This is a genomic window from Deinococcus marmoris (assembly GCF_001949125.1).
Lineage (GTDB): Bacteria > Deinococcota > Deinococci > Deinococcales > Deinococcaceae > Deinococcus > Deinococcus marmoris_A.
Genome location: NZ_MSTI01000130.1, coordinates 1 through 9,989 on the forward strand (window position 1 = coordinate 1; position 9,989 = coordinate 9,989).

Below are 9,989 nucleotides of genomic sequence, written 5' to 3' on the forward strand. Positions count from 1 at the left end.
CCCTGCCCAGACACTGCTGATCTTGCATCTGCAAGATCAAACTGGTGTTCAACTCCACCCACGGCATTGGTTTCTGGAACCAGGCGCGATGGGTTCGCTCAGATGGCCCGCCATAGCGGGCCAGATTGGTGAAATTCAGTCGTCCAGGAACGACCAGCCACAGCACCAACAGCACCTGAAGATAGGCGGCCTGGGTGGAACGCAGGCTGGTTCCAGGGAGCAGGGCCGCTAGAATCTGGCTGGGGGTCGTCCGTTTTGTTGCCACACATCAACATGGACGATCCCCACCCCATTCGTCAAAAACCTTCCGGAGTACTGAGCATGAAAAGACTGTTAATTGCGGCGGTGGGGCTGACGGGCGTGCTGGCGAGTTGTGGCGTGAACGTCATTGTCGATCCTGGCATCGTGCCCGTGAGCAACCTGCAACTCCTGAGCTACACCAGTCAGTACACGCTGGCAAATGACGCGGTGGACGTTGTAAGTGGCAAGGCTTATTCCAAGGGAACGTCCATCATCTGCAACAACCTGAACACCCGCCTGAGCGTCGATGTCACGTTCAACGGCACCATCAACCAGTTCGGGGCGCGTCTGGAAGGCCGAGATAACGGAATGACCAAGACGATCTATTCCGACGCCCTCGGCAACATCTCCTCGGGCAATCCTTCCACCTTCGAGTTCGTCGTGGGGCCGAATACCGCGCCCCTGAGTGTGCAGCCCAGAGGTCTGGGTGCCCAGGCCATCGTCGTCACGCCCGTCAATACCATCTCGGTTCAGGGGGCGTCCTTTGTGACCGTGCAGGCCCAGAGCGGCGACGGAACGGTCAGCAATTCCGTGTCCAGTGTGCAGGCCCTGCCCATCGCCAACTGCAACTGATCTCCACCTGAATGACGAAAGCCGCCTCCAGACCGGGGCGGCCTTTTTCATCCCAACCTTCAGGCGATGAGCGGATGCAACTCGCCTGCGCTGACCAGTCCCAGCCAGTGCAGGGCGCGGCTTGCGCTGACATACAGCAAGCGGCGCTCGTATTCGGTGCTTTCGTCGTAGGTCTGCACATTGGCGCTGCTCACGATGGCCGCGCTGAACTCCAGTCCTTTGGCGAGACTGACGGGCAATACCACCAGACCACCCCGGAAACGGTGTTCCTGCGTGGTGATCGGCTGCGCGTCGGTGTCGAAGTCGCGCAATGCTTCGGCCAGACGGTCCGCATCCACGGCGCGGCGGGTCACGATGGCGATGTTGACGTGTCCGGCGGCCTGCGCGTCCTTGACGGCCTGGGCGATCAACGGCAGTTCGCCGTTCGGGGCATCGGCAGGTCCGGTGTAGCGCTGGACCTCGGCCCCATCGCGGTCCACGCCCTGCACCTGGGCGGCGCGGTTGTAGGTGGCGGCAATCCGTGCGCCCAGTTCGGTGATCTGGCGGGTGCTGCGGTAGGTGCGGCCCAGCGTCAGCACCTCCGCGCCGGGCAGGACGGCCTGCACCGCCTCCCAGTTGCTTGGCCCCTTGTAGCCGTGCATGCCCTGGTTCAGATCGCCCAGCGCGGTCAGGTGTCCGGCCCGCGTGGCGCGGCCCAGCAGCGCGTACAGCAGCGGCGAGTAGTCCTGCGCCTCGTCCAGCACCACATGGTCAAAGGGTTCCAGAACGCGCCCCACCTGCCGCCCGATCCCCCCCGTGAACGCCTGCACCGCCAGCATGAGGGGCAGCTCAGTGGCGTCGGCGTGGGCGCGGCGTGGGGTGGGAATGCCGCTCAGAGGATCGGTGGCGAGCAGGGCAATCTCGCGCTCGGTCAGCAGGCCACTGGCGGCCAGCGCTTCAGGGCTGCCCAGCAGGCGGCGGGCCTCGGTGACTGGAGTGGTGCTGGCGAAAATGCGGCCCAGCAGCGCGGTGATGGGCGCGGAGAGCTGGCGCAGCACACTGGCTTCCTCGTCGTCAGGGACGTTCAGGTGCGAGATGGCCAGATCTTCCACGGCCCGGCGAAAGCCCGCGCGGTAGCCGCTCAGGGGATCGGCGGCGAACACGTCACGCAGGATGGCGTGCAAGTCGGTATCGCTCAGGGCGAAGATTTGCGGATCACGTCTGTTCAGGGCCACCTCTTCCCGCAACGACTGGCCGCGCAACGAGGCGTTAAAGCGGTTCCACAGGTGGGTGCGAATCACGTCCAGCATGCGGGCGTCTCCCAGCAACTTGGCCCGCCTCCAGGCCAGGGCGCGGCGGGTGTTGTCGTGATCGGTCAGCAGGAGCGTCAGGGTCCGGTCCGTGACCTCCAGCTTTTCCAGGCCCAGCAGCCCTATCGCCCAGCTCTCGGGCGTGGTCACGTTGACGGCCCCGATGCCCAGTTCGGGCAGGATGCGGGCGGCGTAGGTGGCCAGCACGCGGTTGGGCATCAGCACCATGCACGCCTCGGCCCGCGCCTGATGCGGCCCGCGTTCGGCATTGGTCATCCAGGCCAGACGGTGAAAGCCGATGGTGGTCTTGCCCGAACCCGCCGCGCCCTGAATAATCACCGGGGTTCCGGCGGGGTAGCGCATGGCGGTGTTCTGCTCGGGCTGGAGGGTTTCCACCACGTCGCGCATTCCGGCGGTGCTGCCTTCTTCCAGCCTTCGCAGCAGCACTTCCTCGCGGCCCCCGGTGTCGCCTCCGGCCTCGTCGTCGTACAGATCGGTGACGCGGTGCAGCGTCTTGGCCGCGATGTCCAGTTGCCGCCGCCGCTTGATCACACCCTGCCCGCCCCGGCGCGGCGTCCAGCCCAGCGCGTCGGAGTAGAACAGGCTGCCCACCTCGCTGTCCCAGCCCACCACGCTGTGCGGCCCCTTCACGTCGCGGAAGCCGTGCTTGCCGATATACAGCGTCTGCTCGCGCCCGCCCACGCGCACTTTCAGGCTGCCGAAGTACGGGTGATGCACATGCGGCGAGAGCATCGCGGCGTGTTCGCCCGCCTCGTCCGCCAGGATGATGCTGGTTTCCAGGTCCGCGCCCATCTGGCGGTCCCGGTCCTCCCAGAAATCGATCTGGCGCAGCATGGCGTCCACCGTGCCCTTCAGGTGCGCGGTTTCGGGTTGGAAGTCTGGGTGGGTGTCGTGGATAGGTGGGCGGGCAGAAGCAGGGGCAGACATCGCCGCCCAGAATACGGGGTCTGGGCGGCGGGAAAAGGAATATTGGGTGTTGCGGGGCTGGGTGTTTGGGATTCAGAAATTTGTTTCGCGGTGTGCAGGGATGGCTCCCACGTTCCACCCCTCCGCCCCTCCGGGGCACCTCCCCTCAAAAGGGAGGCAAGGGAACCCTAGTCTTCACTCTGCGCTGTCGTGAACTAGGGCTTTTGGCTCCTCCCTCCTTGCGGGGGAGGCTGGGAGGGGGGTGGACGCCGAAGGTGGCCCTTCTCTTTGCGCCTCCGCCAGCTCCCCGATCTGCTCCCCCGACTCGTCCAGCACAAACTTGTCGATATACGGCGAGTTCATCAGGTGCAGCGCGCCCATGTACTTGAGGCGGAATTTGACATAGCTGCCCACCTTCAGCCCAGCCTCATTTTCGCCCACGTTCAGCACCAGCATGTCACTGCTGCCGCCGATCACTTCCAGACGCTCATCCACGGGTTCCAGATACTGCGGCGAGATGTCCAGATAGCCCACGTCCAGAATGGCGCGGTGGCTGGTGCTGCCGCTGCTCTCGGCCTCGGCGGTGACGCCAAAGGGGTTCTTGCCCAGCGTGCCGGAGGGCATCGTGGGCTTCTCGGCCAGCTCAATAATCTGTGCGTGCAATTCCAGCACGTCGTCGTGCATGTCCTTGAAGGTGCCTTCCGCCACCAGATCCTGCCCGAAGAACAGCGCCTCGCCAATGCGGAAGTGGTTGATGGCCTGGGGCAAACCGCCCGCGATCAGCAGCGGGATGGTCACGGTGGTCCCGGCACTGACCCACTGGATTTCCACGTTGTTCTTCAGCTCGATGATCTTCTTGTACAGACCCAACTGGATCAGCTTGTCCTCGCTGGGCATCACGCCGTTCAGACAATTCAGGTTGGTGCCGATGCCGATGATTTTGATGTTCGGAAGCTGAAAGACTTGGGCGTAAAACGCCTCGATGTCCTCGCGCAGCACGCCCTCGCGCAGATCGCCCATCTCGATCATGATGATGATCAGGTGCTGACGGTCCTGACGCACGGCCTCGGCGGAAATGGCGCGGATGGTTTCCAGTTCGGTGTTGAAGCTCACGTCCGCCCAGGTCACGAGGTCCTCGATTAGAGCGGAGGCGGGCGGCTTGATGTACACCGTCTGCGCCTCTGGACTCAGCTCCTTGATGGCCCGCAGGTTGCTGATGCGCGAATCCAGCAGTTCCAGACGGCCCAGGCGAATGACCTCATTCAAAAAGAGTTTGTTGCCGCACAGCAGCTTGGTGGTGATGCCCCAGTCGATACCACGTTCCGAGAACAGGTGTTCCAGATGATCAAAATTGGCCTGCAACTTGGGACGGCTCAGCGTCAGATATGCCATAAGTTCGCCTCCCTAGCGTTGCAGACGCATTTCGAGATACTTGTTGGTGAAGCCCAGCCGCTCGTACAGCTTCCGGGCCGGGTTGTGAGGCTCGACGTGCAGGGCCACGCTGCCCTCCACATTCGCCAGCACGGTTTCCATCAGTTGTTTGCCCAGGCCGCGCCCACGCGTCTTGCCGTGGACGGCGATGTAGACCAGGATATTTTCGGGGATGAAGCCGCCCATACCGGTGCGGTTGGTGATCACAGCGCCCAGCAGTTCACCATTTTCTTCAGCGTAGGTGACGCTGCCGCCGCGTGCCTGTGCATAGGCGAGGCAAGCCTGGATGTCTTCCAGGGCGTCGCCGTACTCGTCCAGATGGGTGTAAAGGAACGCGGCCACGCGCTGGCTGTCTTCGGCACTGAGACGCCCGGCAACATCCGGCCCCAGCAGATAATTTTTGATGTTCAGGGTTTGAATGGTCATTCTTCCCCTCCTCTTTGCCCAAAGGTAAGGGCAGATATGTCATGGCCGCTTCAAATCGAGCCTGGAGGCGGCAGCTCAGGGAACGGCAGAACGAAAAGCCGCCCCATAGCAACAGGGCAGCTTAACGCATGGCGGCGCGACGGTTTGGAAGGTGGGGCACGGCGAAGGCCAGAGAGCTAATCGCGCCGATCTGGTTCGAGTCGGACAATCCACTTGCCCACCAGAAAGACTACCCATAGGCAAATTGCGAGGCCAGAGTCGAAACCGCCACCGAAAAATCGGTTGATCAGCCAGGAAAAGGCGAGAACCAGAGCCAGTGCAGGCAACGCACGAATCATACGGATTCCGTTTGTTTCGTGCAGGAATCGGAACAGCGCCGATCCCTCCACTCCACGCCCGAAACCCGTTTTTCTCCTGCTCGCTCCGCTCGGATTACGGGTGTTTTCAACACCCTCTAATCGGAGTCCGTATCAGATAACGGCGGAAACGTGGACTCATGACCGAACTATCCGCCTGCCCATTCAGGCGCAATGTGAAGCCATCCACCACATTCAGACTTCCAAAAGCTGCGCCCAGAAGCGTTCCACGCGCATCCTGTCCGACTCCAGCCAGATCAGGGCCACCCGCTGCCCAGCGCCGAAGAGGACGGCAGCCTGAGCGAAACGCCGCCCTAGTTCTGCCGCCCGTCTCAAGGTCAGACCGGGCAGAATCACGGACGGCTCGGCCCACTCGCCCTCGCCGTTGACGCCGGGGAAATGTGGGCGCGAGACGATCAGGGCCAGCAATTCGCGTTCGGCCCGCAGGTTGTCGGCTTTCGGCTGCTGCTGTCCGTCTGGATTCCAGACCGTGACGATTGTCCACGTTCCAGCAGCCCACGACGGCGCGGCGGGTCCGGGGCCTGCGCGTTCAGGAGCGAGGCGAAAACGTTGGCCCGGCGTGCCGTAGCTGGCCGACAGGAAGGCGGCGCGCTGTTCCAGCACTTCCGGCTACCGATTCACGATGGCCGACGTGTTCAGGATCACGCCTTGGCGAAAGCGCATGACGATGCTGACCTTCTGGCCCGGCTTGAAACTGCCGCCCAGCACCACGCGGTAGCCCGAGCTGCCGCTGAGGATCAGGCTGCCGGTGATCGGCACGGACTTGACCACCTCGCAGCGGGGCGAGCATTTCATCAGTCGGGCGCGGCCCAGGCTGCTCCAGACGCCCAGCACCTCATCTGATCCTGACACGCCGATGCGCCCCGTCAGGACCGCGCCGCCGTAACTGGGCATCAATTTCAGATCGGCGCTCAGGCCCGGAGGATTCTGGGCCACCGCGCCGGACGCGAGGAAAAGGGCCGCCAACGCCAGCGCTTTCAGTCTCATTCCTGACCGCCTGCTGCACCGTCATCGGATTCAGAGCCATCAGTTTCCGCGTCGTCCGGTGCGGCACTGTCCACCTCGGTCTTCATCACCTCGCGCAGCACACTGGTGGCGAAACTGCCCTTGGGCAGGGTGAAGGACAGCGTGTAGCCGTCGTCCTGCGGGGTGACGCTGGCCTCCTCGGGAAACACACGGGTCAGGCGGCGGTCCCCACGCCGGGAGGCGAACACGCCCGGCGTCAGATCAAAGAGAGCCAGCGCCTCGGCTTCCAGAGCGCCCGCGTCCAGGGTCAGCGGCTTGGTCTTCTTGCCGAACAGCGTGCCAGTGGCGCTGACCTCGCCGCGTTCGGCGCGGGGCGACTCGGCAGCGGCGTCCTCGACCAGAAAGACCCCGCCCGTATCGTGCTTCTTTGCCATATCGCCTGCCAGCAGCGAGGCGAACAGACCGCGTTCCAGACGCAGGCTGAGAGAAGCGTTGAACACCGCACTCTGCACGCTGGAGATCAGGAAGCGGCGCACGCGCGGGTCCCGCAGACGCGATTCGCCGCGCAGCACGCGGAGACCCTCCTCGGCATTCAGGCCGCCCAGACCGAAGCGTTGGGGGCCAAAGTAATTGGGCACGCCCCCCGCACCGAGCAGATTGAGGACAGCTTCAGCCTCGGCTGCGCCGCCCGCCGCGTCCCGCACGCGCACCACGAAGCGGTTGCCGCGCAGGTGGCCCATGCCCAGCTTGTTGCCGTGGCGGGTGGTGTCCAGAATCCGCACGCCGTCCAGCGCAAATTCGCCCAGACGGCGCTCGTACTTGGCAGGCACGCTGAGCCATTGGGTGGTCACCGCATGCCGGTCTTTCAGGCCTGCCACGCCAATGTCGCGGTCACGCACGCCCACCTGGGCGCTCAGTTCGCGCAGGACATGGGCGGTGGTGTGCCCGGTCTTCTCGACATGCAGAAACAGGTGATCGCCTTCGCCCGAAAGCGGATACGCACCCACTTCCTCTACCCGGAAATCCTGGGCTTCAGCGCGCAGCGTTCCGCCCGTTCCTGCCGATTCCGTCAGCGCCCGCAGGGCTGCCCATTCAAACACCAGACTCACGATTGCAGCAGCCTATCCCGGCTTCCTGCGGCGGGCGTGAGAGGGCGAGGCGAGGCGGGCCTCTGGCTCAGTTCAGGATGCGCCCATCGGCCCGGCCCAGCGGAGTCCAGTCGGCGCGGAACAGGTGGGCCTCCTGCGCCTTATCCGGGCCGTACCACACGCGCACGCCGCTGTCGCGCTCGCCCACGGGCAGCAGCGCCTCCTGCCCGGCACGCAGTTCGGACAGCACCTCGCCGTCAGGGCCGCGCACCCGGTACCACGCGTTGATTCCGGCGGGGGACCAGCCCGCCAGCCGCACCGGACGTTTTGAGATGTTCTTCAGGTGCGCGCCCTGCTCGCTGAGGGTCACGCTCAGGTCCGGCCATTCCGGGGTGACGGTGCGGTGCCAGCGGGTCTGGAAATTCAGCGAGGGGCGGGTCTTGGCGGCTGCGCCTTTCGCCGGGTACAGGGCCACACCCAGCAGTCCCGCCATGCCCGCCAGCAAAGCACACAGGGCCGCCACGAAGGCCACCGGCTCGGGGCGCTGATTCTGCAAGATGCTGAAGGCCAGCACCGCGCCGATCAGGACCGACACCAGCGGCCACGCGGGCGACGGACGGGCGGAAACGCGGCGGTACGGCAGCGGCCAGTACTCGGCCAGCAGCAGCGCCGCCGCACCCAGCCCAAACAATGCGGGCACGTCCAGTGTGGGCGTCAGCAGCAGCAGCGCCAGCCCCGGCACGGCCCACCACGCCACGCGCGGCAGATAGCCCAGCCGGGCCTCACGCGCCGTTCGCAGCAGCCATTGCAGCGCGATCAGACCGATCACCAGGGCGTACAGACCGCTCACCTCGGTCAGTGGGGTCAGCTCCAGCAACGAGCTGAAGCTGCCCACACTCAAGTCGCCCAGCCCGGCCCCTAAAACCTCCAACTCTCGCACGTCCACTCTCCTCGTGGGCGGCCCGGCAGTGAACACTCCAGCGCGGCCCCAGCCCGGTCCAAAGTAAACCCCAGCAGCCGGGCCGAATGGAAGATGAAGACAGAAGGGCTGCCACGCCTGCCCGGTCCCCTGTTACCTGACGTTACGCAGCAGCACGCTACACAGCCCTCCGCTACAGGCGCGGATCGTTTTTCTTGTGTCGTCCCAGCCGGGCCGCGAACCCGCCCGTTCCCCTGGCCTGCGGCTGGGCCAGCGCGGCGGCGTCCGTGACCACTGCCGTGTGCGGCGGCGTCTGCTCCGGCAACACGGACGGGCTTGCGGCGGGTATTTGTGCGGGGGCGGGGTGGGATGCGCCGGACTGAACGGGTGTGGACTTTGCAGATGTGGACTGACCAGATATGGCCTGACCAGATGTGGACTGGGCGGCCAACGATTGCGCGGCCAACGACTGGGCCAGTGGAGACAGCACCGGGGCCACCACACCCGGCTGCCCGTGCCGCTCGATCTCGAAGGCCAGGTGGCCGATCTCGTTCTTCAGGATGCCTTCCCAGGCAGTCTTGACGGCGTTCAGGCTGCCGGGCATAGCGAAGATGGCCGAACCCCGGCACAGCCCGCCCAGCGCCCGCGACAGCATGGCCGCGCCGCCCACCTCGCGGTAGCTGAGCATGCGGAACAACTCGCCAAAGCCGGGGATGGGCTTGGTGATCATCGATTCCACCACGGGCACCGTCACGTCGCGCCCGGTCAGGCCCGTACCGCCCGTGGTCAGCACCACCGTCGCCTCCCGCACGAACAGGACCAGCGCGGTGCGGATGTCCAGCGCGTCGTCCCGGACCACCCGGTAATGCACCACGCTGTGTCCCGCCACCTTCAGCTCGGCCAGCAGGTACTGACCGCTGGTATCGGTTTCGGGCGTGCGCGTGTCGCTGATGGTCAGCACCGCCACCCTGACATTGCGCGGCGCGGCGGCGCGGTGCTGTTTGGAAGCAGGTTGCTGGGAAGGGTCCGTCATGGGATCACGATACCGCCCGGGCAACGGGCAATGTCAGTCCCACGCCGGGGGTGAAACCACGGCTTTTTCCACACTTCCAACCCTCGCTGCACTCTCCGCCGCTGCCTCTGCTCAGCGGCCCGCGTTCAGCACATTGCGCGCCCTTTCCGGCAGCAGGGCGCGGTCCGAGCGCTTCAGGTCCGCGCGGGGGCGGCGCAGGTACAGCGAGAGGTACATGCCCGCCTGCTGGTTCAAAAATTCGCGGTAGCCGTCTTCCTGACCGCTGCGGACGCATTCCAGGGCCAGCAGCTCCAGTTGTTCTTCCAGCCGTGCCAGCGCCAGATAGCGGGCCGCGTTCGCGCCGCTGTCACCCAGGGTTTCCAGCAGGGTCTCCAGATATTCGGGCTGCTGCATCAGCGTTCTGGCCGCGCGGCGCACGTTGGGATCATCCAGCGTCAGGAGGCAGGCCCGGCAGGGTTGCTCCTGGCTGGCCTCGCCGCAGACCGGGCAGGGCCGCCAGCCCTGTTCCTCGCGCCATTTGCGCGAACGGGTCACGGCCTCGGCGGCGCGCAGGGCGGCGGGGCGCAGGTCCTCGCCCACGTCCTGCACCAGTTCGCGGGCGCGGGCGCGGTCTGGGGCAGGCAGCGGCGGCGGCGCGGGAGCCATCACCGGCTCGCGCCC

9 protein-coding genes and 2 pseudogenes are annotated in these 9,989 nt (G+C 65.4%); 1 reads left to right on the forward strand and 10 read right to left on the reverse strand.

All coding sequences use genetic code 11. The annotated features are described in order from the left end of the window. A pseudogene (locus BOO71_RS18650) lies at positions 1-265 on the reverse strand (hypothetical protein); the annotation flags it as partial. Between the two features lie 56 nt (positions 266-321). On the opposite strand from BOO71_RS18650, the gene BOO71_RS18655 reads away from it, so the two are divergent. Next, complete coding sequence (locus BOO71_RS18655) at positions 322-873, forward strand: hypothetical protein (RefSeq protein WP_075834909.1); 552 nt, start codon at positions 322-324, stop codon at positions 871-873. A 59-nt stretch (positions 874-932) separates the two neighbouring features. On the opposite strand, the gene BOO71_RS18660 is transcribed toward BOO71_RS18655, so the two are convergent. The 9 genes and pseudogenes from BOO71_RS18660 to BOO71_RS18700 form a co-directional block, all read right to left on the reverse strand. After that, positions 933-3,110, reverse strand: coding sequence for a HelD family protein (locus tag BOO71_RS18660; protein ID WP_368482886.1), 2,178 nt, complete (start codon positions 3,108-3,110; stop codon positions 933-935). A gap of 174 nt (positions 3,111-3,284) precedes the next feature. Continuing rightward, a complete protein-coding gene (locus BOO71_RS18665; protein WP_083653630.1) occupies positions 3,285-4,481 on the reverse strand; it encodes an alanine racemase in 1,197 nt (398 codons plus the stop codon). Positions 4,482-4,493: 12 nt separating this feature from the next. Continuing rightward, on the reverse strand, positions 4,494-4,946 hold the full coding sequence (locus tag BOO71_RS18670) for a GNAT family N-acetyltransferase (RefSeq protein ID WP_075834911.1): 453 nt from the start codon (positions 4,944-4,946) through the stop codon (positions 4,494-4,496). Between the two features lie 551 nt (positions 4,947-5,497). Continuing rightward, the gene (locus BOO71_RS18675; RefSeq protein WP_075834913.1) at positions 5,498-5,926 is read right to left on the reverse strand and encodes a DUF3293 domain-containing protein; all 429 of its coding nucleotides are present in this window, start codon (positions 5,924-5,926) and stop codon (positions 5,498-5,500) included. Positions 5,927-5,932: 6 nt separating this feature from the next. After that, complete coding sequence (locus tag BOO71_RS18680) at positions 5,933-6,310, reverse strand: hypothetical protein (protein ID WP_075834915.1); 378 nt, start codon at positions 6,308-6,310, stop codon at positions 5,933-5,935. Further along, positions 6,307-7,398, reverse strand: coding sequence for a tRNA pseudouridine(13) synthase TruD (gene truD / locus BOO71_RS18685; protein ID WP_075834917.1), 1,092 nt, complete (start codon positions 7,396-7,398; stop codon positions 6,307-6,309). The genes BOO71_RS18680 and truD overlap by 4 nt, the downstream gene beginning before the upstream one ends. A gap of 67 nt (positions 7,399-7,465) precedes the next feature. Continuing rightward, positions 7,466-8,317, reverse strand: a complete 852-nt coding sequence (locus BOO71_RS18690) for a hypothetical protein (protein WP_254843213.1) — start codon at positions 8,315-8,317, stop codon at positions 7,466-7,468. 172 nt (positions 8,318-8,489) lie between these two features. Beyond that, positions 8,490-9,329 (reverse strand): MogA/MoaB family molybdenum cofactor biosynthesis protein, encoded by an 840-nt coding sequence (locus BOO71_RS26485; RefSeq protein WP_083653631.1) that lies wholly within the window; start codon positions 9,327-9,329, stop codon positions 8,490-8,492. Between the two features lie 111 nt (positions 9,330-9,440). Continuing rightward, a pseudogene (locus BOO71_RS18700) lies at positions 9,441-9,989 on the reverse strand (DUF721 domain-containing protein); the annotation flags it as partial.